This is a genomic window from Pseudomonas sp. zfem003, from assembly GCF_032621675.1.
Lineage (GTDB): Bacteria > Pseudomonadota > Gammaproteobacteria > Pseudomonadales > Pseudomonadaceae > Metapseudomonas > Metapseudomonas otitidis.
The window spans coordinates 165,868-187,723 of sequence record NZ_JAVYJG010000013.1 but is presented as its reverse complement, the minus strand read 5'-3'; the positions used below and the strand labels follow the sequence as shown (position 1 = coordinate 187,723).

Annotated in this window: 20 protein-coding genes; 6 read left to right on the top strand and 14 right to left on the bottom strand. The window is 68.1% G+C overall.

Features of this window, described 5'->3' with window-relative positions; translation table 11 throughout:
* The first annotated feature begins 90 nt into the window (after positions 1 to 90).
* Entirely contained in the window at positions 91 to 855 is a 765-nt protein-coding gene (locus tag RTK35_RS28005) for an IclR family transcriptional regulator (protein ID WP_074969440.1), read from the top strand.
* 86 nt (positions 856 to 941) lie between these two features.
* Here the strand turns inward: RTK35_RS28005 and RTK35_RS28000 are convergent, their stop codons facing one another.
* The 5 genes from RTK35_RS28000 to RTK35_RS27980 form a co-directional block, all read right to left on the bottom strand.
* A complete protein-coding gene (locus RTK35_RS28000; protein WP_316909507.1) occupies positions 942 to 2,261 on the bottom strand; it encodes an alginate export family protein in 1,320 nt (439 codons plus the stop codon).
* 95 nt (positions 2,262 to 2,356) lie between these two features.
* A complete protein-coding gene (locus tag RTK35_RS27995) occupies positions 2,357 to 3,706 on the bottom strand; it encodes an aminotransferase class III-fold pyridoxal phosphate-dependent enzyme (protein WP_316909506.1) in 1,350 nt (449 codons plus the stop codon).
* Positions 3,707 to 3,717: 11 nt separating this feature from the next.
* The gene (locus RTK35_RS27990; protein WP_316909505.1) at positions 3,718 to 5,139 is read right to left on the bottom strand and encodes an aldehyde dehydrogenase family protein; all 1,422 of its coding nucleotides are present in this window, start codon (positions 5,137 to 5,139) and stop codon (positions 3,718 to 3,720) included.
* A gap of 68 nt (positions 5,140 to 5,207) precedes the next feature.
* Positions 5,208 to 6,662, bottom strand: a complete 1,455-nt coding sequence (locus RTK35_RS27985; RefSeq protein WP_142010616.1) for an APC family permease — start codon at positions 6,660 to 6,662, stop codon at positions 5,208 to 5,210.
* A 210-nt stretch (positions 6,663 to 6,872) separates the two neighbouring features.
* Positions 6,873 to 7,676, bottom strand: coding sequence for an AraC family transcriptional regulator (locus RTK35_RS27980; RefSeq protein WP_044407889.1), 804 nt, complete (start codon positions 7,674 to 7,676; stop codon positions 6,873 to 6,875).
* A gap of 84 nt (positions 7,677 to 7,760) precedes the next feature.
* Here RTK35_RS27980 and panB point away from each other — a divergent pair, with 84 nt between their 5' ends.
* A complete protein-coding gene (gene panB, locus RTK35_RS27975; protein WP_316909504.1) occupies positions 7,761 to 8,591 on the top strand; it encodes a 3-methyl-2-oxobutanoate hydroxymethyltransferase in 831 nt (276 codons plus the stop codon).
* A 34-nt stretch (positions 8,592 to 8,625) separates the two neighbouring features.
* On the opposite strand, the gene RTK35_RS27970 is transcribed toward panB, so the two are convergent.
* From RTK35_RS27970 to RTK35_RS27960, 3 genes are all read right to left on the bottom strand, one after another.
* A complete protein-coding gene (locus RTK35_RS27970) occupies positions 8,626 to 9,633 on the bottom strand; it encodes a two-component system response regulator (RefSeq protein ID WP_316909503.1) in 1,008 nt (335 codons plus the stop codon).
* Positions 9,630 to 13,328, bottom strand: a complete 3,699-nt coding sequence (locus RTK35_RS27965; protein WP_316909502.1) for a PAS domain S-box protein — start codon at positions 13,326 to 13,328, stop codon at positions 9,630 to 9,632. Before RTK35_RS27965 ends, RTK35_RS27970 begins: the two co-directional genes overlap by 4 nt.
* A 145-nt stretch (positions 13,329 to 13,473) precedes the next feature.
* Positions 13,474 to 14,199 carry a dienelactone hydrolase family protein gene (locus RTK35_RS27960; RefSeq protein ID WP_316909501.1) on the bottom strand — a complete coding sequence of 242 codons (726 nt, stop codon included), beginning with the start codon at positions 14,197 to 14,199 and terminating at the stop codon, positions 13,474 to 13,476.
* A gap of 259 nt (positions 14,200 to 14,458) precedes the next feature.
* On the opposite strand from RTK35_RS27960, the gene RTK35_RS27955 reads away from it, so the two are divergent.
* Both RTK35_RS27955 and RTK35_RS27950 read left to right on the top strand, forming a co-directional pair.
* Positions 14,459 to 15,061, top strand: coding sequence for a hypothetical protein (locus RTK35_RS27955; RefSeq protein ID WP_052807616.1), 603 nt, complete (start codon positions 14,459 to 14,461; stop codon positions 15,059 to 15,061).
* Positions 15,058 to 15,645 carry a hypothetical protein gene (locus tag RTK35_RS27950; protein WP_044407901.1) on the top strand — a complete coding sequence of 196 codons (588 nt, stop codon included), beginning with the start codon at positions 15,058 to 15,060 and terminating at the stop codon, positions 15,643 to 15,645. Before RTK35_RS27955 ends, RTK35_RS27950 begins: the two co-directional genes overlap by 4 nt.
* 68 nt (positions 15,646 to 15,713) lie before the next feature.
* On the opposite strand, the gene htpG is transcribed toward RTK35_RS27950, so the two are convergent.
* The 4 genes from htpG to RTK35_RS27930 form a co-directional block, all read right to left on the bottom strand.
* Positions 15,714 to 17,618, bottom strand: coding sequence for a molecular chaperone HtpG (gene htpG / locus RTK35_RS27945; protein WP_142010632.1), 1,905 nt, complete (start codon positions 17,616 to 17,618; stop codon positions 15,714 to 15,716).
* Between the two features lie 157 nt (positions 17,619 to 17,775).
* Complete coding sequence (locus RTK35_RS27940; protein ID WP_142010635.1) at positions 17,776 to 19,017, bottom strand: MFS transporter; 1,242 nt, start codon at positions 19,015 to 19,017, stop codon at positions 17,776 to 17,778.
* Positions 19,018 to 19,065: 48 nt separating this feature from the next.
* Entirely contained in the window at positions 19,066 to 19,509 is a 444-nt protein-coding gene (locus RTK35_RS27935; protein ID WP_044407907.1) for a PaaI family thioesterase, read from the bottom strand.
* Positions 19,506 to 19,970: a PaaI family thioesterase gene (locus RTK35_RS27930; protein ID WP_044407910.1), complete on the bottom strand. Its 465-nt coding sequence runs from the start codon at positions 19,968 to 19,970 to the stop codon at positions 19,506 to 19,508. The genes RTK35_RS27935 and RTK35_RS27930 overlap by 4 nt, the downstream gene beginning before the upstream one ends.
* 139 nt (positions 19,971 to 20,109) lie before the next feature.
* Here RTK35_RS27930 and RTK35_RS27925 point away from each other — a divergent pair, with 139 nt between their 5' ends.
* On the top strand, positions 20,110 to 20,334 hold the full coding sequence (locus tag RTK35_RS27925) for a hypothetical protein (RefSeq protein ID WP_316909500.1): 225 nt from the start codon (positions 20,110 to 20,112) through the stop codon (positions 20,332 to 20,334).
* A gap of 67 nt (positions 20,335 to 20,401) precedes the next feature.
* Positions 20,402 to 20,620, top strand: coding sequence for a hypothetical protein (locus RTK35_RS27920; RefSeq protein ID WP_074969416.1), 219 nt, complete (start codon positions 20,402 to 20,404; stop codon positions 20,618 to 20,620).
* 93 nt (positions 20,621 to 20,713) lie between these two features.
* On the opposite strand, the gene RTK35_RS27915 is transcribed toward RTK35_RS27920, so the two are convergent.
* Together RTK35_RS27915 and RTK35_RS27910 are read right to left on the bottom strand one after the other, a co-directional pair.
* The gene (locus RTK35_RS27915) at positions 20,714 to 21,103 is read right to left on the bottom strand and encodes an MAPEG family protein (protein WP_044407919.1); all 390 of its coding nucleotides are present in this window, start codon (positions 21,101 to 21,103) and stop codon (positions 20,714 to 20,716) included.
* Positions 21,100 to 21,828: a DUF599 domain-containing protein gene (locus tag RTK35_RS27910; protein ID WP_044407922.1), complete on the bottom strand. Its 729-nt coding sequence runs from the start codon at positions 21,826 to 21,828 to the stop codon at positions 21,100 to 21,102. Before RTK35_RS27910 ends, RTK35_RS27915 begins: the two co-directional genes overlap by 4 nt.
* Positions 21,829 to 21,856: the final 28 nt, after the last annotated feature.

Sequence of the window (21,856 nt, the reverse complement as noted above, 5' to 3'; positions counted from 1 at the left end):
GAGATAAATGAGATTTTCCAGCCCCTTTCAAACGCCATAACGCGGTATCGTTCCGTCCACCGCCCAGCCCGCCCCGCAGGTACGCCCCCAATGAGCAGCTTGAGCAAGACCCTGGCCGTCCTCGACCTCTTCGGCCCCGACCAACTCCAGGTGGACCCGGACACCATCGCCTCGCGCATGGGGCTTTCCCGCGCCACGGTGTACCGCTACGTGAAGGACTTGTGCGAAGCCGGCCTGCTCACCCGGGTGGGTGCCGGCAGCTATGGACTGGGGCCACGCATCATCGAACTGGACTGGATGATGCGGCAGTACGACCCGATCCTCAGCGCCGGCCGCGAGCTGATGCATGCCCTGGCGGAAGAGACCGGGCTGGCGGTGTTCGCCAGCGTCTTCTACGACGACCGCATCATCAACACCTACATCACCGAGAACAGCGACACCTACCACTTCGCCTTCGGCCGGGGGCAGCCGCTGCCCCTGTTCCGGGGCGCACAGTCGAAGGTGCTGGTGGCCTACCAGAAGGGCAAGCGCCTGCAGAAGCTGTTCGAGGAACGCATTTCGAAGGACCCCGGCAACCCCTACAGCGCCGGCAGCTGGTCGGAGTTCGCACGGGCCGCCAAGCGCATCCGCAAGGACGGCTACTGCCTGACCCGCGACGAGCTGAACATCGGCCTCACCGGCATCGCCGCGCCCATCCTCAGCCTCGATGACAAGAGCATCCTCGGCAGCCTCTCCGTGGTCGGCCCCACCCACGACTTCAAGCTGCTGCGCCAGGAAACGGTGACCGACATGCTGGTGGACACCACCCGCCGCATCGCCGCCAACATGCAGCGGCAAGGGGGTTCGGGCGGCTGACGCCGGGGGAACATGCAGCGGATTTGCAATCCGCTGCATGGGGTCGATAACGGGCCTGAACGCCAGCGGCAGGCCTGCCTCCTGTCCTAGAACGGCACCGCCACCACCAACTGGCTGTAGACATTGGTGCCATTACCGCCCACCTGGTTGCCGCCGTTGCTGGCGCTTTTGTCCGGCTGGTAGAGACCGATCAGCGGCGTGATGATCAGGTGCTCGGTGGCCGCCCATTCGACGTAGAGGTCCAGCTCGCGGGCATCCAGGTCGAGGCTCTGGCGGTCGTGCAGGGTGCGGAAGTCGAAGTACAGCGCGCCGACCTTCACCGTCTCGGTGGGTTGCAGCGTCAGGCCAAGGTGGTGGATGCCGGTGTTGCGGTTGAACGGCCCGGCGTAGTTGGCCGCCACCTCGCCCTGGAACCAGGTGCCGTAGGTGGTGCTGAGGCCGGTGAACAGCGCATCCCAGCCTTCGGAGTAGCGGGTGTAGCGGTAGGTGATGTCCGGCGTCCAGGGCAGCTCGGCGAAGGTGTAGCCGGCCTCGGCGTACCAGGCCTTCTCGCGGCCGGCGTCCTTGTCCTGCCAGGCGTACTCGAAGGCGAAGTGGGCGTGTTCGATGCCGGCATCGCCCTCCCCGCGCAGGCTGGCGATGTCCATGCCTTCGCGCTGCTTCTGGAAGTCGCTGGCCCAGCGGTCAGCCACGTCAAGGCCGTGTACCCAGGTCAGGCCCAGGGTGCCGGCCTGGCCGGTGTAGTCCAGGGTGCCGGCGGCAAGCTCGGTTTCGGCCTGGGCGCGGTTGTCCGACTTCAGCCACACCGCGCTGCCGTGCAGGCCGTCCTCGCCGCCCAGGCGCACGACGGCGGTGCGGTCGAAGGCATGGCGTGCGGCGATGTAGTAGGCACCGCCGCGGTCGAGGGCGCCGTCGGCCGGGCCCTGGCCGAGGTTGGGACCGTCGTCGTTGACGATGAAGCCGCGCCCCAGCTTGACCACTTGGCGGCCGGCGGAGAGGTCCAGGCCGTCCTGGCCCAGTTGCGGCAGCAGGTCGCCGGAGCGCCAGCCCAGGTAGGCGTCCTCGATCCGGGTGGTGCGCTCGCGGCCGATCGTGTTGCCGCCGGCATCGCCATCGCCCCAGGTGCCGGAGCTGACCCAGTTGAGGGCGCCGTAGGCGCTGCCACGGCCGCCAAGCCCCTGGTCGCCGCTGAGGCCGTACTTGACGAAGCCTTCGCGCCAGGTGGAGCCGCCCGAGGTGCCGTCGTAGTTCTTGCGGCTGTTCATCCAGCCGAACACGGCGAGGACATCCGCGTTCAGGTGGGTGTCGTCGTCGGCGTAGAGCTCATGGGCGCTGGCCTGGCCGCCGAGCCCCAGGGCCAGGATGAATCCGCCGGTGATGGCCTTGCCGGTTTTTCGTTGCTGCATGACTGATGCTCCTCATCCGCGCTGGGAGGTTGTTGTAGGTCTTCTGGGCAGAGGAAGGCCCGCGCGGCACTGGCCGCGCGGGCGGGGCCGCGTGGTCAGCGGTTCTGGGCGAGCGCTGCGTCGAGCGCGGCCGCGAGGGTGCCGGCTTCGTCCTGGGTCAGGGTCAGCGGCGGCGAGAGGATGATCTTGTTGCCCACCGGACGTACCAGCACGCCTTCGGCACGGGCGCTCTCGGCAATGCGTGCGGCGTGGCCAGCAGCCGGGTCCAGGGGTTGCCGGGTGCGTTTGTCGGCCACCAGGTCGAGGGCGATCATCAGCCCCTTGCCACGCACCTCGCCCACCACGTCGTAGCGTTCGGCCAGGGGCAGCAGTTGCTCGATGAGCGCCGCCCCGACCCGTGCGGCGTTGCCGGGCAGGTCCTCGGCTTCGACGATGTCCAGCACCGCCAGGGCGGCGGCGCAGGCGGTGGGGTGCCCGCTGTAGGTGTAGCCGTGCATGACCACGTTGCTGAAGCCGGGGCCGTGCTCGATGGCGTCGCTGATGCGCTGGTTGAACAGCGTGGCGCCCAGGGGGATGTAGCCGGCGGAGATGCCCTTGGCCAGGCAGAGGATGTCGGGGGCGACGCCCCAGCCACGGCTGCCGAGCATGCAGCCGGAGCGGCCGAAGCCGGTGACCACTTCGTCGGCGATCAGCAGGATTTCGTGGCGGTCGCAGACCTCGCGCAGGCGCTTCCAGTAGGTGGCCGGCGGCACGATCACGCCACCGGCGCCCTGCACCGGCTCGGCGATGAAGGCGGCGATGGTCTGGGCGCCGAGCAGGGCGATCTGCTCTTCGAGCTGGCGGATGCAGTGCTCCACCAGTTGCTCCGGGTCGCGGCAGTCCCAGGGGTTGCGGTAGAGCCAGGGGGTGTCCAGCAGGTGGCAGCCGCCCAGCAGCGGGCCGTGGTTGTAGTGGTACACGCCGTTGCCCCCCACCGAGGTGCCACCGATGTGCACGCCGTGGTAGCCGTTGCGCAGCGACAGGAAGCGCGTGCGACCGGGCTGGCCGGCGGCGATCCAGTACTGGCGGGCCATCTTCAGGGCGGTTTCCACGGCGTCCGATCCGCCGGAGTTGAACAGCACCCGGGTCATGCGCTCCTGGGCGAACATCGCGGTGAGCCGGTCGGCCAGGTCGAAGACCCGGGGATGGGCGATGCCGTCGAAGGTCTGGTAGTAGGCCAGCTCGTCCAGCTGCGCGGCGATGGCGGCCTTCACTTCGGCGCGGTTGTGCCCGACGTTGACGTTCCACAGCCCGCCGACGCCATCCAGCAGGCGGTTGCCGTCGATGTCGGTGATGTGGTTGCCGTCGCCCCGGGCGATGACCAGGGTCTTGCCGCGATGGGCGGCGGCGGAGGCACTCATGGGGTGCCAGAACTTCTTCTCGGCGGTCTTGTAGCGCTCGTACATGGTGCTGCTCCTCACTGGCCTTCTTGCTTGCGTACGTAGAGCAACTGCTGGGTGGTGAACTCCAGCAGGCCCTCCAATCCGAACTCGACGCCGAAGCCGGAAAGCTTGCAGCCGCCGAAGGGGGTGTTGGGCTGGATCTGGGCGTGGCAGTTGACCCAGGCCACGCCGCTTTCCAGGCGCTGGGCGAGTGCCTGGGCCTCGCCGGCATCGGCGCCCCAGACGGAGCCGCCCAGGCCCATGTCGCTGGCGTTGGCGCGGGCCAGGACGTCCTCGACATCGCGGTAGGCGATCAGCGGCAGCACGGGGCCGAACTGCTCCTCGTCCACCAGGCGCTGGCCGTCGGTGACGTCGGCAACCAGGGTCGGCGGGTAGAAGAAGCCCTCCCGGTCCAGCCGTGCGCCACCGCACAGCACGCGACCGCCCTGGGCCTGGGCATCGGCCACCAGGTTCTCCACGAGCGCCAGTTGCTCGGCGTTCTGAACCGGGCCGAAGGTGACGTCGGCTTCTAGGCCGTCGCCGATCACCTGGCGCCCGGCCAGTTCGACCAGGGCCTGGGAGAACGCCTGGTACTGGGACTCATGGATGTAGAGGCGCTTCAGCGCGGCGCAGGTCTGCCCCATGTTGAGGAAGGCGGCCTGGAAGATGGCCTCGGCCACCTGCTCCACCGGCGTGCCGGGCAGGACGATGCCGGCATCGTTGCCGCCCAGTTCCAGGGTCAGCCGCTTGAGGTTGCCGGCGGCGGCACGCATCACGCTCTGGCCGGTGGCGGTGGAGCCGGTGAAGACGATCTTGCGGATGCCCGGGTGGCTGGCGATGGCGCCGCCGAAGCCGCGCTCGCCGGTGACGATGTTGATCACGCCCCGGGGCACGTGGCGGGCGATGATCTCCACCAGCTTGAGGGTGCTCAGGGGCGTGAGGCTGGAGGGTTTGCTGACCACGCAGTTGCCGGAGCGCAGGGCGGGCATGATGTGCCACACGGCGATCATGAACGGCCAGTTCCAGGGGGTGATGGAGGCCACCACGCCCAGCGGCTTGTGGTGCAGTTCGATGCGCTGGGTCGGGGTGTCCTCCACCAGCCGCACGGGGATCTCGCTCTCGGCGCTGTAGCGGGTCCAGGCGGCGCCGCCCATGATCTCCGACATCGCCAGGGCGAAGGGCTTGCCCTGCTCCTGCACCACCAGGGTGGCCAGGGCCTCGGCTTCGGCCTCGATGTCGTCGGCGATGCGCTGCAGGGCCGTGCAGCGGGTGGCGTGGCTGCTAAGCCGCCATTGGCGGAAGGCCACCTGGGCCGCGTGTACGGCCTGGTCGACCTGCTCCAGGGAGCCGGCGGGACACTGCGCGAAGGCACGTCCGCTGGCGGGGTTGATCACCTCGAAGTGACCGTTTTCGCCTGCTACCCAGGCGCCGTCGATGAGCATTCGATAGTCGTGCATGACCGTCTTCCATTCACGTGCCACCGCTTGGGCCGGCGGCTACAGGGTTTGCGTTGGGAAAGGCGCCGCTACAGCTTGTGGCTGCCCAGGGCGTGGAAGCGCTCGGGGGAGAGCTTGCGCAGCCGCGCCGCCATGGCGACGCCGAGCAGCAGCGCCACCGGGATCACCGCGCACAGGCCGTAGGACAGGAGCTTGCTGGAGCCGGTGAGCACGTCGAAGTGCAGCACCGCGATGCCCAGCACACCCAGCAGGGCGATGCAGGAGAAGCCCGGGAGGATGCGGCTGCGCAGGATGCCCAGGCGCAGCTCGGGGTGGCGACTGAAGTACACCAGCACCGCCGCCGAGGTCAGTGCCATCAGCAGCACCAGGCAGAGGGTGGCGAGGCTGGAGAACCAGGCGAACAGCTGCAGGATCGGGTCGGCCCCCAGGGCGGCGAAGGCCAGCACCACCACCGCCGCGATCAGGCTCTGCAGGGCCGACCCCATGTGCGGGCTCTGGTGCAGCCGGTGGGTGGTGCCGAGCTGGCGCGGCAGCAGGCCGTCGCGGCCGATGGCGTAGAAGTAGCGGGCGGCGGCGTTGTGGAAGGCCAGCAGGCCGGCATAGATGCTGACCATGAACAGCACGCGGATCAGCGAGGTCAGGCCCGGCCCGACGAAGTGGTCGGACATGCCGTAGATGAAGGTGGTCGGGTCCGGCAGGGCCAGCAGGGTCGGGACGATCTTGTCGACCCCGACGCCGATCACCAGGGACCAGATGGACAGCGCGTAGAAGCAGCCGATCAGCAGGACCGAGGCGTAGGTGGCGATGGGGATGGTGCGCTGCGGGTCCTTGGCCTCTTCGCCGTAGATGGTGGTGGCCTCGAAGCCGATGAAGGCGGCGAAGCAGAACAGCAGGCCGATGGCGGGCGCGCCGCTGAGGACGTGGGTCGGCTCGAAGGAGGCGAAGTTGATGCCGCTGTCGCCGCCGCTGCGCAGGATCGCCACGTCGAGGGTGAGGATCGCCAGGTACTCGGCGATGACGATGACCGACAGCAGCCGTGCCGAGAGGTCGATGTTGCGGTAGCCGAGGATCGCGATGCTCAGCATGGCCAGCAGCGAGTACGCCCACCAGGGCAGGTCCAGCCCGAAGACGCTGGACAGGGTGCCGGCCGCGACGCCGCCGAACATGCCGTAGAGCCCCACCTGGAGGATGTTATAGGCGCACATGGCGAGGACGCCGGCGGCACCACCCGCCAGCCCGCCAAGCCCCCGGGAGGAGAAGGCGTAGAAGCCGCCGGCGTTGGTCACATGGCGGGACATGGTGGTGTAGCCGACCGAGAACGCCAGCAGCACCAGCAGCGCCAGGACCAGCAGCGCCGGCGTGCCCGGGCCGTTGCCCAGCATGATGCCGATGGGGAAGCCGCCAGCGATGACGCTCAGCGGGCTGGCGGCGGAGACCACGAAGAAGATGATGAAGCCGACGCCCAGTGCGCCGCGCCTCAGCTCGTTGGATGAGGAGCCGTTGACCGACATAGATACGCTCATTTTCTTGACCTTGTTGTATGAGGCAGCCGATGTGAGGTTCGCCCGGGAACCGGATGGAGCTTGTTGTTGTGCAATCACAGGCAGGTTCGATCCTAGGGAGATCCCCCCGGGCGCGTTAACCCAAATCGGCAGCATCGGTCACCCTCGCCCCCGGGCGACGGTCAGGTCAGGCAGGGGAAGGCGCGCCGGTTGGGCGGCCTCCCGCGTCGGTCAGGCGGCCCCGCCCAGGCGCTTGGCCCAGGCACCCGGGGTGCAGCCGTAGTGGCGCTGGAACAGGGCGATGAAGGCGGAGGTGGAGTCGTAGCCGAGCTCGCCCGCCAGGGCGGTGACGCTGACGCCTTCGGCCAGGCGTGGCAGCGCGGCGAGCAGGCGCAGGCGTTGCCGCCACTCGCTGAAGGAGAGTCGCGTCTGGGCCTGGAACAGCCGTGCGAGGGTGCGGCGGGTGGCGCCCACCTCCTGGGCCCAGGCCTCGATGCCACGCCCGTCGCCGGGGTCGGCGCGCAGGCTGTCGGTGATGCGCCTGAGGCGCGGGTCGGTGGGCAGCGGCAGCTTGAAGGGCGCCTCGGGCAAGGCGCGGATCTCGTCCACCAGCACCCGCAGCAGGCGCGCTTCGACGCCGTCCTCGGGGTAGTCCGGGGTGAAGTTGGCGGCGCGCTCCATCAGTTCCCGCAGCAACGGGGTGACCTGCAGCACGGCACAGGGCCGCTGGAAGCCATCGAGGATGCTGGCGTCCAGGTAGAGGCTGCGGAATTCCAGGGTGCCCTCGCTGGAGGCGGTGTGGGCCAGGCCCGGCGGGACCCACAGGGCGCACTGTGGCGGCACCAGGTAGCTGTGGTCTTCGGTCAGCACCTGCATGAGCCCGGAGCGGGCGTAGGTGAACTGCACCCAGGGGTGGCTGTGCAGGGCGATGGGGTGGCCTCCCGGAATGTCGAACATGCGCGGGTACACCGGGCGCGGCAGGCGCGCGCAGGTGGGTATCGGCGGGATCACGGCATCTTGTCCCCGGTGCGGCATGGGCTGTCTCTTCTGCTCAAGTGGGAAGCGAAAGGCCGATGGTAGCCTGCCTCGCGTTTCCATTGCCCTCCCCCGGAGTCCGTCATGAGCAGCCACACCCGCGTTTCCCGCATCAGCGTCCCCGAACTCGCCCGGCGCAAGGGCCCCGGCAGCATCGTGTCGCTGACCGCCTACAGCACGCCGATGGCGCGCTGGGTGGACGCCCAGGCGGACCTGATCATCGTCGGCGACTCGCTGGGCATGGTGCTCTACGGGCTGCCCAGCACGCTGGGGGTGAGCCTGGAGATGATGATCGCCCACGGCCAGGCGGTGATGCGCGGCTCAGAACGGGCCTGCGTGGCAGTCGACCTGCCCTTCGGCAGCTACCAGGCCAGCCCGGAGCAGGCCTTCCACGCCGCGGCGCGGGTGCTGCGGGAAACCGGAGCGGCCGCGGTGAAGCTGGAGGCCGGCGAGGCACTGGCCGAAACCGTGGCCTTCCTGGTGGCGCGCGGCGTACCGGTGCTGGCCCACGTGGGGCTGATGCCACAGCAGGTGAACGTGCTGGGCGGCTTCAAGGCCCAGGGGCTGGAGGCAGCCGGCGCCGAGCGGGTACGCCGCGATGCCCTGGCGATGCAGGCAGCCGGTGCCTTCGCGGTGGTGCTGGAAGGCATCGCCGAGCCGCTGGCCCGGCACCTGAGCGAGGAACTGGCGATCCCCACCATCGGCATCGGCGCGTCACCGGCCTGCGACGGCCAGGTGCTGGTGGCCGAGGATGCGCTGGGCCTGTTCGGTGACTACCAGCCGCGCTTCGTCAAGCGCTATGCGGCGCTGGCGCCGAGCATCGAGCAGGCCCTGGCGGCCTATGCCGAGGACGTGCGCCAGGGGCGCTTCCCCGAACTGGGGCATTGTTTTGGCGTGAAGACGGCGGTGCGCTGAAGCCGAGCGCCGCCCGGCCCAACCTGGGGCGCGGTTACGCCGTGCGCCCCTCGGCCCAGCGCGCCTTGACCTCCAGCACGGCGGGCAGTTGCTGGATGAACAGCTCCACCAGGTCCGGGTCGAAGTGCTGGCCGCTCTGCTCGCGGAGGAAGGCCACCGCCTCCTCCACCGGCCAGGCCTGCTTGTAGGGACGCTCGCTGGTGAGGGCGTCGAACACGTCGGCAATGGCGACGATGCGGCCCTCGATGGGGATGCCTTCACCCGCCAGGCCGTTGGGGTAGCCGCTGCCGTCCCACTTCTCGTGGTGGGTCAGGGCGATGCGCTGGGCCATGCGCAGCAACCCGGAGGGGTGCTCGCCGATGATCTTGGCGCCGATGCTGACGTGCTGGCGCATCACCGCCCACTCGTCCGCATCCAGCTTGCCGGGCTTGCGCAGCACGGCATCGGGGATGCCGATCTTGCCCACGTCGTGCATCGGTGCGGCGTTGAGCAGGTCGTCGCAGTCGGCCTCGCTCCAGCCCAGGGCGCGGGCGAGGATGCGCGAGTAATGGCTCATGCGGATGACGTGCAGGCCGGTCTCGTTGTCCTTGTATTCGGCGGCGAGGCCGAGCCGCTGGACGATCTCCAGGCGGGTGCGCTTGAGTTCGTCCATGCGCACCAGGGACAGGTGGGTGCGCACCCGCGCCTTGACGATGGCCGGGCTGACCGGCTTGGTGATGTAGTCGACGGCGCCGACCTCGAAGCCCTTGGCCTCATCCTCGGTATCGGCCAGGGCGGTGACGAAGATCACCGGGATCTCGCGGGTGGCCGGGTCGTTCTTGAGCTGCTGGCACACCTCATGGCCGGTCATGCCCGGCATCATCACGTCCAGCAGGACCAGGGCGGGCCGCTCGCGGCCGGCCAGTTCCAGGGCCTTGGGCCCGTCCTTGGCGAACAGCAGGCGGTAGTCGTCCTGGAGGATGTGGCGCAGCACCTGCAGGTTGGTGGGTTCGTCGTCCACCAGCAGCAGGCACTGGCGCGGGTCCGGCGAAGTCGGGCTCATGATGGGGATAGCTCTCCTGTCTCCAGCCAGGCCTGCAGCTCGGTGAGCTGCTGGAGGGCCTGGTCGAAGTCGAAATCGTCAATGGCATGTTGCAGCGCGTGCAGGCGTGCCTGGGCCGCCTGCCCCTCCAGCCCCTGGCGCAACAGGGCGAGGGCGTCGTCGTCCAGCCCGCCACGGGCCAGCTCGGCGGCCAGACGGCGACTGGCCTCCAGCAGGGCCTCCCGCGGGACCGGCGCAGACGCCACCTCGGCCTCCGCCGGGAACACCGGGACCGCGGCGCGGACCCTGGTCATGATAGCCGCCAGTTGCTGCAGCAGCGCCTCCAGGGCCTGCGGCTGGCCGCCGCTGCCGGCATGTTCCAGCTCGGCGGCGCAGGCGGCCATCTCGTCCAGCCCGAGGTTGGCGGCGGCGCCGCGCAGGCGGTGGGCGTTGGCCACCACGTCGCTGAAGTCGCCCTGCCGGACAGCCTCGCGCAGGTGGCCGAGGAGCCGCTCCTGCTCGTCGAGGAAGCGCACGATGGCGGCGGCCATCTGCACGGCGCCGCCCCACAGCTGCTGGCCCCGGACCCAGTCGAACAGCGCATCCGGGTCCGCCGGCGCCTGGGCCGCTGCCGGGTCGGTATAACGGCCCGGCTCCACGCCCAGCAGCCGGGCCATCTCGTGCAGCAGCTCGGCCATGTCCAGGGGCTTGCCGGCAAAGCCGTTCATGCCGGCGTCCAGCGCGTTCTGCCGGTCGCGGTCGAGCACGCTGGCGGTCAGGGCGATGATCGGCACCGGGCGCCGGCCTTCGGCCTGCTCGCGCTGGCGGATCGCACAGCTGGCTTCCAGGCCATCCATGCCGGGCATCTGCACGTCCATCAGGACCAGGTCGAAGGCCTGCTCGCCAAAGGCGGCGACCGCGGCCGCACCGTCTTCCACGCCGTGCACGCGGTGCCCCAGGCGTTCGAGGTTGAGGGTGAGCAGCTCCAGGTTCTGCGCCACGTCGTCCGCTGCCAGGATGCGCAACGGCGGCAAAGTGGGTGCGCTCTGGCGCAGCGCATTGACGTGGGCACGCTCACCGGCGGCCAGCGGCACCTCGACGGTGAACACGCTGCCCTCGCCTTCCCGGCTCTCGACGCGGATGCGCCCGCCCATCAGCTCCACCAGTTGGCGGGAGATGGTGGTGCCCAGCCCGGTGCCGCCAAAACGCCGGCTCATGGAGGCGTCGGCCTGGGCGAAGGGGTCGAAGATCTTCTCCAGGCGATCGGCGGCGATGCCGATGCCGGTGTCGTGGATGGCCAGGCGCAGGGCGCCGGGGGCGCCGTCCACCACCAGGCGCACGCGGCCGCGCTCGGTGAACTTGACGGCGTTGCCCAGCAGGTTGGTGACCACCTGCTGCAGGCGCAACGGGTCGCCGCGGAAGTAGTCGCCCAGGTGCTCGGCGTAGTCCAGCTCCAGGCTCAGCCCCTTGCGCTCGGCGCCCAGGCGCTGGGAGTCGCAGACCTGTTCGCAGAGTTCGCGCAGGGAGAAATCGATGTCCTCCAGCTCGATGGCGCCCCGGTCGAGCTTGGCGGTGTCGAGGATGTCGTTGAGCAACCCCAGCAGGGAGCGCGAGGAGTGCTGCACGGTGCGCAGGTGGCGGCGCTGGGTTTCGCCCAGGGGCGTGTCCAGCAGCAGTTCGGTGAAGCCGATGATGGCGTTCATCGGCGTGCGGATCTCGTGGCTCATGTTGGCCAGGAAGCTGCTGCGGGCGGCGGCGGCCTGCTCGGCGCGGTCGCGGGCGTTGCGCAGGTCCTGCTCCATCATCCGCCGTGGGGTCAGGTCGGTGGCCAGCTTGAGGATCTTGAAGGGGCGGCCGTCGGCATCGAGGATCGGGTTGTAGGTGGCCTGGATCCACACATCGCGCCCGTCCTTGCCGAGCCGGCGGTACTCCCCGGAGCGGAAATGGCCCTCGCGCAGGTCTTCCCAGAACAGGCGGTAGCGCTCGCTGGCCACCAGGTCGGCGTCGCAGAAGATGCGGTGGTGCTGGCCGATCAGCTCCTCGCGGGTGTAGCCGAACAGGTCGAGGAAGTTCTCGTTCACCTCCAGCACGTGGCCGGTGAGGTCGAACTCGATCAGCGCCATGGCCTTGCTGATGGCGGTCACCTTGCCCTCGTATTCGGCGTTGCGCAGCTTGGTCTCGGTCTGGTCCAGCATCACGCCGTCCACCCAGCGCGGCACGCCCTGGGCATCGACGTCGACGCTACCGCTCTCCCACACCCAGTGCTCGTGGCCATCGCGGTCGAACAGGCGGTACTCCACCACGTAGCTGCGCCCCAGGCGGGCGGCGTCGTTGACCTCGTCCAGCACCCGCTCGCGGTCATCCGGGTGGCACAGCTCGATCAGCGAACGCTCGCCACTCATGAAGGACTCCGCCGGCCAGCCGGTGACGCGGCGCACCGCGTCGCTGACGAAGCGGGTGCTGCAGCGCTCGTCCATCAGGCAGCGGAAGGACACGCCGGGTATGTTGCGGATCAGCGACCGGTACTGCTGCTCGCTGTCACGCAGGGCCTGCTCCATGGCCTTGCGCTCGCTGATGTCGGCGACGAACACCACGAACCAGGGGTTGCCGTCGCGCTGGGTCACGCCCAGGCTGACCCGCACGGGAATCTCCCGCCCATCGCGGCCGATGCCCGACACCTCCAGCTCGCTGCCGGAAAGACGGGACATCCCGGTCAGCCGGTATTGCTCCAGCGCCTCGGTGAACTGCCGGGAATGCCGCTCGGGCATCAGCAGGCTCATGTGGCGCCCGATCAGCTCCTCGGGTTGCCAGCCATACAGGCCGGAGACGGCATTGTTGACGGAGCGGATGACGCCCTGGTGGTCGATGGTGAAGATCACCTCGAAGGCGGCATCCAGCAGCGAGTTGAGGTGGTCGCGGCCGGCCTCCAGCTCGCGGAACAGCTCGCGGTAGCGCAACAGGCCGTTGACCGCCGCCACCAGCAGGCTCAGCGCTACGGTGGCCATGGCCACCGCCATCGCCAGGTAGGCCGCGCCCACCACCGGCTGCGGCATGCTGAATTCCTCGATGCCGGTGAAACGCGCCGCCGCCATGCCGGTGTAGTGCATGCCGCTGATGGCCAGCCCCATCACCGTGCCGCTGAGCAGGATGGCGCGCACCCCGCTGACGCGTCCCCGCAGGCCGAAACGCACCCAAAGGGCAATGATCGCCAGCACCACGGCGACCAGGATCGACAGCCCGAACATCAGCGGGTCGTAGCGCAGCAGCGGCGCCAGTTGCATGGCCGCCATGCCGCTGTAGTGCATGGCGCCGATCCCCGCCCCCACCAGCACGCCACCCATGACGAACTGCACCGGCGACACCCGGCGACGGGCCAGCAGGTTGAGTGCCACCCAGGAGGCGAACAGGCTGGGCAGCATGGAGAGCACGGTCAGGCCGGGGTCGTAGCGCACGGCGGCGCACAGCTGGAAGGCCAGCATGCCGATGAAGTGCATGGCCCAGACCCCGCCACCCAGGGCCACGGCACCGGTGCCGATGGCCAGTTGGCGGTACAGCGGGACGCGGCTGAGACGGGCCATGCCGGCCAGTTGCAGGGCCATGCCGGAGGTGAAGATGGCGATGCAGACCGACAACAGCACCAGCCAGGGATTGTGACTGCCGAAGACCAGCAGCGTGGGCTGGTCGTTGTCGAAGAAGAACCGGGAGAACTCGAACATCGGGTGGGTCTCGAGGGCAGCGACTGGCGTGTCTGGAGTCAATGCCCTCTTGCCCATCCGGTCAAATGCCGATGAGCGGAAATCAGGGGGCGGGGCTCCGGCAAAATGCCATCATCCCGCCCCCTTGCCAAGCGCCGGCTGGCCGCTACAGGAAGACTTCGTCCAGCAACGCGTCCATGGCGGCGAAGGCCCGTCGCGCCACCTTGGGGTTGTACTGCGCGACGCCGGGGCGATTCGCCTCGGGATCGGTGAAGGAATGCACCGCTCCGCCGTAACTGAGCAGTTGCCAGTCGACCCCGGCGGCGCTCATTTCCTCGGCGAAGACCGGCAGTTGCGTGCGCGGCACCAGCGGGTCGGAGGCGCCGTCCAGCACCAGCACGGCGCCCTTGATGTGGCGGGCGTCGGTGGGGTCGGGGGTGTCCAGCGCGCCATGGAAGGAGACGAAAGCCTTGAGCTCAGCCCCCGCTCGGCCCAGCTCCAGCGCGCAGGTGCCGCCGAAGCAGAAGCCGAAGGCCGCAAGACGCTGAGGGTCGATGGCCACCGCGTGTTGCTCCAGCAGGGCCTGCAGCGCAGCCTGCATGCGACGGCGCAGCAAGGCACGATCCTCCTTCAGCGGTTGCATGGCGGCAGCCGCCGCCTCGGCATCCTTCGGCCGCACCTCGGCGCCATAGAGATCCGCCACCAGCACCACACGCCGCTCCTCGGCCACCTGGCGCGCCGTTTCCACGGCAGTCTCGGTGATGCCGAACCAGTTGGGCGCCATCACCAGCCCGGGGCGCGGGTCCTGCACGCTGGGGTCGTAGACCAGTTGGCCTTCGAAGGCCTGCCCGTCGAGTTCGTAACGGATGGCATGGGCGCGGATCTGGGTCATGGATCACCTCTCTCGGGACGGATGGGATTGGGCAGCCACTCGGCGGGCCTCATCGGCCGGCAGTGGAGCTTAGCGCCACCGCGCACCGAGCGCATGCGACCGTTTGGACAGGCTCCGCCGGCCATTCGTGCAGGGTTTCGCGTTTCGCTGCACGGATTCACCGCGCCCCATTGCGAGCGAGCCATCATATCGGCATCATTCCGCCGCCGTTTTTCCGGCGCCAAGAACACTCGACCATTTCCCTCACAAGGAGCGTGACATGAAGGGGCCTTTCGCCGCTGTCCTTCTCGCCCTGTCCATGCTGACGGGGTGCGCTACCGTGCCCCAGGGCACGGATTTCCCCACTCCCGACAAGACCGCCACCACCAGCCAGCAAAGCGTCGCCCTGGCCAGCGTGGAGGTCACCGACAAGACCTTCGTCAACTGGAATGCCGGAAAGACCCAGTCCACCGGCATGACCCTCAGCCTGGGCAACTACCTCAAGGCGAGCAATCGGTTCAGCAATGTGCGCATGCCCGGCCAGGCCGTCGCGGCCGATGACCAGGTGCTCTCGTTCAGCTTCGACACCTACAACGTCCACCGTCGGCCCTATGGCGGCTACTTCCCCTTCGCCATCGTGACCCTGACCGGCTACATCTGGTTCGGCGGCACGACCCACATCGACGAGTCCAACGTCAGCGGCCGCCTCCAGGTCAGCGATGCGCAGGGCAAGCTGCTCTACAGCTACCAGACCCGCCAGCACGCCGAACACAGCGTCTCGCTCTACTCGATGGGCACCGTCAACGGCAGCCCGGAGCGCCGCAGCGCGCTCGACGACCTGCTCAACCAGTATCAATCCGACCTTGGGAAACACACGAAATGACCCGTCTCCTGCGAATCTCCGCCCTCTTCCTGGGCCTGGCCCTGCTCACCGGTTGCGCGGGCTTCCGCTCCGGCGAAACCGCTGACCTGGGCGCCTGGCCGGCGGCCAAGGAACAGAAGCCTTCGCTGCGTTATGTCGTGGAAGGCCGGATGAAGATGAACGATGCGGACAGCACGGCTGCACCGGCCGTGGTCAAGTCGTGGTCCGACATCGTTGGCAAGGCCTACCAGGAGTCGAACCTGTTCTCGTCGGTCAACGAAGGCTTTGGCGATGCCGACATCACGGCGGAGGTCAAGGTGACCAACGATGGCCACGGGAGCATGGCGCTAGCGTTCATCAGCGGCTTCACACTCGGCGTCATCCCGGCAACCGGTGAAGACCGCGTGATCACCGAAACCATCTACCGCGATCGCAACGGGCAGGTGCTGGCCACGCTGACCAAGGAGGATGGCGTCCGCACCTGGATCCAGATCCTCCTGCTTCCGGGCGCCTTCGTGGCCAACCCCTTCACCAAAATCAACCAGGTTCACTACGACAACAACAAGGCCACCATCCTGGAGGCCAGCAAGAAAGGCATCTTCTGATCGCCAATGCCCCATGAAAAAGCCCGCTGACGCGGGCTTTTTCATGGCAGCGGTTACGACCGTTCGACTCAGGCGGAGAGTTCCACCAGCAGCTTGTTCAGGCGGCGCACGTAGGCGGCCGGGTCCTTCAGGCTGTCGCCGGCGGCCAGGGCGGCCTGGTCGAAGAGGATGTGGGACAGCTCGCCGAAGCGCTCTTCATCCTGCTCGTTGTCCAGCTTCTCGATCAGCGGGTGGCTGGGGTTGAACTCGAAGATGGGCTTGGAGTCCGGCACCTTCTGCCCGCTGGCTTCGAGGATCTGGCGCATCTGCAGGCCCAGGTCCTGTTCGCCGATGGCGAGGATCGCCGGGGAGTCGGTCAGGCGGTGGGAGACACGCACCTCGGCCACCTGCTCGCCCAGTGCGCCCTTCAGGCGCTCCACCAGCCCTTCCTTGGCCTTGGCGACTTCTTCCTGGGCCTTCTTGTCCTCTTCCGAGTCCAGCTTGCCGAGGTCCAGGTCGCCACGGGCGACGTCGACGAACTGCTTGCCGTCGAACTCGGTGAGGTAGCTCATCAGCCACTCGTCGATGCGGTCGGTGAGCAGCAGCACTTCGATGCCTTTCTTGCGGAAGACTTCCAGGTGCGGGCTGTTCTTCACCTGGGCGTAGGACTCGCCGGTGAGGTAGTAGACCTTGTCCTGGCCATCCTTCAGGCGGCCGAGGTAGTCGGCCAGGCCGACGCTCTGCTCGCCGCTCTCGTCGTGGGTGGAGGCGAAGCGCAGCAGGCCGGCGATCTTCTCCTTGTTGGCGAAGTCTTCCGCCGGGCCTTCCTTGAGGACCTGGCCGAAGTTCTTCCAGAAGCCCTTGTATTGCTCGGGTTCGTTCTTGGCCAGTTTCTCCAGCATGTCCAGCACGCGCTTGGTCAGTGCCGACTTCATGGAGTCGATCACCGGGCCGTTCTGGAGGATCTCGCGGGAGACGTTCAGGGACAGGTCGTTGGAGTCCACCACGCCCTTGATGAAGCGCAGGTACAGCGGCAGGAACTGCTCGGCCTGGTCCATGATGAACACGCGCTGGACGTAGAGCTTGAGGCCCTTCGGCGCTTCGCGGTGGTACAGGTCGAACGGTGCGCGGCCCGGTACGTAGAGCAGCGAGGTGTATTCCAGCTTGCCCTCGACCTTGTTGTGGCTCCAGGACAGCGGGTTCTCGAAGTCATGGGCGATGTGCTTGTAGAACTCCTGGTACTCCTCGTCCTTCACCTCGGTGCGCGGGCGGGTCCACAGGGCGCTGGCGCGGTTGACGGTTTCCCACTCCGGCTCGGCCGGTTTGTCCTTCTCTTCGCCGTGGTGCTCCTTCGGCAGTTCGATGGGCAGGGCGATGTGGTCGGAGTACTTCTTGATGACGTTGCGCAGGCGCCAGCCATCGGCGAACTCTTCCTCGCCGGCTTTCAGGTGCAGGACGATGCGGGTGCCGCGCTCGGCCTTCTCGACGTTGGCGATGTCGAATTCGCCCTCGCCGCGGGAGGACCAGTGCACGCCATCGGCGGCGGAGAGGCCGGCGCGACGGGTGAACACGTCCACCTTGTCGGCGACGATGAAGGCGGAGTAGAAGCCCACGCCGAACTGGCCGATCAGGTGCGAATCCTTCTTCTGGTCGCCCGACAGGTTCTTCAGGAAGTCGGCGGTGCCGGACTTGGCGATGGTGCCGAGGTGGGCGATGACCTCATCGCGGCTCATGCCGATGCCGTTGTCTTCGAGGGTGACGGTCTTGGCGTCCTTGTCGAAGCTCACGCGGATCTTCAGCTCGGCACCGCCTTCGAGCAGCTCAGGCTTGGCCAGGGCTTCGAAACGCAGCTTATCGGCGGCGTCGGAGGCGTTGGAAATCAGCTCGCGGAGGAAGATTTCCTTGTTCGAATAGAGGGAATGGATCATCAGGTGAAGCAGTTGCTTCACCTCGGTCTGGAAGCCCAGGGTTTCTTTTTGAGTTTCCACACTCATGGTCATCTAGCTCCAAGGACGGTTGAAGCCGCAGGGGCGGCGGATGTCAGCCGAGATGGGGCCATGCTGTGGAATTTCAAGGGCTTTTTTCACACGACGCTACGAGCGGCGTCGCCAGGATGCGCGGGAGCGCACGCCTGGCGGGGTGGAAGCGGGCTCAGGGCTCCAGCAATTCGATCCGGGCGATTTCCTCGGGACGCAGCACGAAGCTGGCGGAACCGGCGCCGGAGACGTTGCGCTGGATCACCACCTGGCCATCGGGGTTGATCCCGGTGAAACGCCCTTCCACCTGGCTGCCTCGGGCGGTCTGCACCCGTACGGTGAGGTTCTGGTAGCGGTTGGGGTTGGTCAGCAGGCGCTCCAGGGAGAAGCGCTGGCGGCGGTCCACCGGACGGCTGGGGCGCGCCTCTTCGGGCTCGGCCTCGGCGGTGGCGGGCTTGGCCTCCACGGCTGGCAGCGGCGGGAAGGCATCGCCACGGATGCCCCAGCCACGCAGGTCGCTCTTGAAGAACTGCAGCGGCAGGCGCTGGGCCACGCCGTCGATGCGGGCCTCCACGTCCAGGTCCAGGTCGCGGGCCGGCAGGCTTACCGGCGGCAGGTGGGTGACCTGCACCTCGCGGGTGGCGAAACGACGCTGCAGGTAGTCACGGGCGACGTAGGCGAGGGTGTCCTGGGAGTCGTGGCGCAGATCGACCTGGCCGTTGGCGTAGCGCAGGCGGTCGGTGAACAGCTCCAGGTCGCCGCTCAGGGTGGTGCGCAGTTGCGGCGGCAGCACCAGGTGGAAGCCGCCGGCCAGCGTGTTGGGGCCGGTGCGCTTGAGGTCCAGGTGCAGGGTGTAGCCCTTGCTCAGGCGGCGGGCCTCCGGCAGCTCCTGCTCGGGGAGCAGCCAGCTGATCTCCACTTCGGGCTTGCTGCCCGGGTCTTCCGGGAGGATGTCCAGGCGCACGTCGCCTTCGGGCTGGCTGGGCAGGCGGATGCTCACCTCGCGCCGTGCGAAGAAGTCCTGCCCTTCGCGCAGGCTCAGCACGCCGTCGATCAGCTCGGCCTGTTGAGGCAGGAAAGGCTCGCCGTTGAGCTCGCCCCGCAGGTGGATGGCCAGTTCGCCCGGGGCCTGCTTCTCCGGCTTGGCCCAGTCGAGGCTGAGCAGCGCGTGCAGGCGCTCGGGGTCGCGGTAGGCCAGCATGGTCAGGCCCACCACCAGCGGGATGATGCCCAGCGCGAGGAGCATCACGGCCTTGCGCGCGGTGCGCCAGTGCGCCGCGATGTAGGCCAGGGTGATCGGCGGCAGCAGCAGGCTGCCGAAGCCCCACAGCAGGCTGGTACCGAAAGCCAGCATGACCAGCCAGACCAGGCTGAAGAGGATCGACAGCAGGCCGCCGAGGATCAGGAGCGCATCCATCCAGGATTCCTTGTTGCATGGACCGGGCGCATCGCGCCCGGCCACGGGTCAGGGTTCGTCGACCTTGAAGTGGGCTCGAGCGGTGGCGATGGGCTCGGTCTGAGTGGTTTGCCAGGCGGTGATGGCGACGTTGGCGACGCGCCGCCCCTGTCGCCAGACCTGGCAGTGGGCGTAGGTGTCACGATAGTGCCCGGCGCGCAGGTAATCTATCGAGAAGTCGATGATTTTGGGCAAATGTGGCGTGCCCATGAAGGTCAGCAGGTGCAGCATCGCGGCGTGTTCCATGAACCCCGCGATCACCCCGCCGTGGATCGCCGGCAAGGTCGGGTTGCCGATGCTGTCCTTGCTGGCGGGCAGGCGGAAGACCATGTCGTCGCCCAAGCGCAGGCATTCGATGCCCAGCAGGCGCGCATAGGGAATGGCACGCACCAGGGCGTCGTAGTCGTTCTTCTCGTGGGCTTCGCGCACCAGGGCGCTCAGGTCCAGGCTCATGCCGCACCTCCGGATTTCCCGGTCTTCCCGCCGATGGCCTTGCCCATGCGCATGAAGGCGCCGACCACGTGGGCGATGGGCTGCTCGGGGTCGTCCTGGTAGGCGTAGCCACGGGTGAAGATCACGTTCGGGGTGACGCGGTAGCACTCGGCGAACCCATAGACGTCCTTGTTCGGCTCGGCCGGGTGCATGTAGTCGATGCGCAGGTCCAGGGTCGGGCAGATCTCGAAGGACGGCAGCACGCACACGGTGGAAATGCCGCAGGTGGTGTCCATCAATGTGGTGATGGCGCCGCCATGGATCACGCCGGTCTCCGGGTTGCCGATGATCTGCTCGCTGTACGGCAGGCAGAGGGTCAGGCCCTGGCGGTCGGCGCTGTGCACGCGCATCCCGAGGACCTGGCAGTGACGCAGCACAGCGAGGAATCGCTGGGCGTTGTCGAAGATCGGGTTTTCGCTCATCCGGTACTTCCCATGGCGTTGGCGGTAAGGCGCGCATGATACCGCCGCCGGCCAACCGCCGGGCAGGCCCGACTGAACTTCCGGCCGACCATGGGGTTCGAAAGGGGGTCTCGACATTCATCGGACCAAGGAGACCTACATGAAAAAGCCTCTCGCCTACAGCCTGTTGCTCGCCTCTGCCCTGGGCCTGGCCGCCTGCGACAAGCCCTCGGATGAGAAAGTCGCCCAACCGGCGACCCCGCCGGCCACCACGCAACCGGAAGCGACTCCGCCGACCCAGCCGGCACCCGCCCCTGCCGCACCCAGCACTGCACCGGGCGAAACCACTTCGCCGGCCGCCCCGCAAGGCGGCACCCAGCAGTAACCTGCAGGCCGCCAGCCCCGGCTGGCGGCCTCATGCCCTACCGTCCGCCTTGTCCAGGAGGACCACCGTGCGCAAACGCCTCGCCCTGCCCCTCTGCCTCGTCCTCACGCTGGCGCTCAGTGCCTGCGAACCCACCACCGAAGACCGCCTCGCCGCTGCCGAGGAGTCCGCCTCCCAGGCGCTGGATTCATTGCTCGCGGCCAGCCAGCCGCCCCAGGCCGAACCGGCCCGCCCGGCCACCCGGGATGCCTCCGCCGGGCAGCCTTCCGCCGCCCGTGATGGGTGAGGTTGTACGAGCGGGAATGCCTTGAAAGGCCGGGCACTGCCAGCAAGGCAGCGCTCGGCAGGAGGGTGCCCCGGCCTGGCCGGGGCCATGGGATCAGAGTGCCGGGCTGAGCATCAGCACCAGGCAGCACAGCAGGCTGACGAACCAGGCCAGGCTGCGAAGCGTCGACAGGTCGCGCAAGTAGCAGAACAGGAACACCAGCCGCGCCGCGATGAAGGTCAGCGCCAGGCCGTCCACCAGCCAACCACGGGTGTCGGTGGTGTGGGCCATCAGCACCCCGGCGAGGAACAGCGGGAACATCTCGATGCTGTTGAGGTGCGCCGCCAGCGCCCGCGCCCCGAGCCCGGTGAGGCGCGCCTGCTGGATCCGGGGGTTGTGGTTGTCGTAACCACTGCCCTCCTCCTTCATTGCCTTGCCCACGAAAATCCGTGGGATGTAGGTCAACAGCACAGCGAGAAGCACACACCAGAACGGCAGACTCATTCCTCTTTCTCCTTGGGCGGCTCGGGCGCCCGGGTCGGGGTGTAGACCATCACGTCCAGAACGGCGGAATGGAACTCGCGGCGGTACAGCACCAGCACCACGCCCGCCGTCACGATCATGAAGAACCAGGGGTTGATGAACCAGGCCAGCATGGCCAGGCCGAAGTAGTAGCTGCGCAGGCCCAGGTTGAACTGGTTGGCCGCCAGGGAGATGACCCGCGCGGTGCGCTCGGCGAAGTCCTTGCGCTCCTGGTCGCCCACGTTGCGCTCACCGATCAGCGGCGCCGACCCCACCAGCACGGCGGCGAAGTTGTACTGGCGCATGCACCAGCTGAAGGTGAAGAAGGAGTAGACGAACACCACCGCGATGGACAGCAGCTTGACCTCGGAGATGCCCCGGGTGGCCGACTGCACGAACGGCAGGTCGGCGAGGATCGACACCGCGCGCTCGGTGGAACCCAGCACGGTGAGCACGCCGGCGAGGATGATGAGGGTGCTGGAGGCGAAGAACGACGCGTTGCGCTCCAGGTTGGCGATCACGCTGGCATCGGCGATGCGGTTGTCGCGCATCAGCAGCCGGCGCATCCAGTCCTCGCGGTAGAGGTGCATGACCGAGGCGAGGCAGGGGGTGTCGCGGCCCTTCCAGATGGCGTAGCGGGTGTAGCCGACCCAGCAGACGATGAACCAGATGATTGCGATGACGTTGTGCAGGGCGTGGCTCGACATGAAGGCTCCTAGGCAGAATGCCGCGCAT

Excerpts from the sequence above, each read along its gene's own strand:
- RTK35_RS28005 (WP_074969440.1), top strand. The coding sequence starts at position 91 with ATGAGCAGCTTGAGCAAGACCCTGGCCGTCCTCGACCTCTTCGGCCCC.
- RTK35_RS28000 (WP_316909507.1), bottom strand. The coding sequence starts at position 2,261 with ATGCAGCAACGAAAAACCGGCAAGGCCATCACCGGCGGATTCATCCTG.
- RTK35_RS27995 (WP_316909506.1), bottom strand. The coding sequence starts at position 3,706 with ATGTACGAGCGCTACAAGACCGCCGAGAAGAAGTTCTGGCACCCCATG.
- RTK35_RS27990 (WP_316909505.1), bottom strand. The coding sequence starts at position 5,139 with ATGCACGACTATCGAATGCTCATCGACGGCGCCTGGGTAGCAGGCGAA.
- RTK35_RS27985 (WP_142010616.1), bottom strand. The coding sequence starts at position 6,662 with ATGAGCGTATCTATGTCGGTCAACGGCTCCTCATCCAACGAGCTGAGG.
- RTK35_RS27980 (WP_044407889.1), bottom strand. The coding sequence starts at position 7,676 with ATGCCGCACCGGGGACAAGATGCCGTGATCCCGCCGATACCCACCTGC.
- panB (WP_316909504.1), top strand. The coding sequence starts at position 7,761 with ATGAGCAGCCACACCCGCGTTTCCCGCATCAGCGTCCCCGAACTCGCC.
- RTK35_RS27970 (WP_316909503.1), bottom strand. The coding sequence starts at position 9,633 with ATGAGCCCGACTTCGCCGGACCCGCGCCAGTGCCTGCTGCTGGTGGAC.
- RTK35_RS27965 (WP_316909502.1), bottom strand. The coding sequence starts at position 13,328 with ATGTTCGAGTTCTCCCGGTTCTTCTTCGACAACGACCAGCCCACGCTG.
- RTK35_RS27960 (WP_316909501.1), bottom strand. The coding sequence starts at position 14,199 with ATGACCCAGATCCGCGCCCATGCCATCCGTTACGAACTCGACGGGCAG.
- RTK35_RS27955 (WP_052807616.1), top strand. The coding sequence starts at position 14,459 with ATGAAGGGGCCTTTCGCCGCTGTCCTTCTCGCCCTGTCCATGCTGACG.
- RTK35_RS27950 (WP_044407901.1), top strand. The coding sequence starts at position 15,058 with ATGACCCGTCTCCTGCGAATCTCCGCCCTCTTCCTGGGCCTGGCCCTG.
- htpG (WP_142010632.1), bottom strand. The coding sequence starts at position 17,618 with ATGAGTGTGGAAACTCAAAAAGAAACCCTGGGCTTCCAGACCGAGGTG.
- RTK35_RS27940 (WP_142010635.1), bottom strand. The coding sequence starts at position 19,017 with ATGGATGCGCTCCTGATCCTCGGCGGCCTGCTGTCGATCCTCTTCAGC.
- RTK35_RS27935 (WP_044407907.1), bottom strand. The coding sequence starts at position 19,509 with ATGAGCCTGGACCTGAGCGCCCTGGTGCGCGAAGCCCACGAGAAGAAC.
- RTK35_RS27930 (WP_044407910.1), bottom strand. The coding sequence starts at position 19,970 with ATGAGCGAAAACCCGATCTTCGACAACGCCCAGCGATTCCTCGCTGTG.
- RTK35_RS27925 (WP_316909500.1), top strand. The coding sequence starts at position 20,110 with ATGAAAAAGCCTCTCGCCTACAGCCTGTTGCTCGCCTCTGCCCTGGGC.
- RTK35_RS27915 (WP_044407919.1), bottom strand. The coding sequence starts at position 21,103 with ATGAGTCTGCCGTTCTGGTGTGTGCTTCTCGCTGTGCTGTTGACCTAC.
- RTK35_RS27910 (WP_044407922.1), bottom strand. The coding sequence starts at position 21,828 with ATGTCGAGCCACGCCCTGCACAACGTCATCGCAATCATCTGGTTCATC.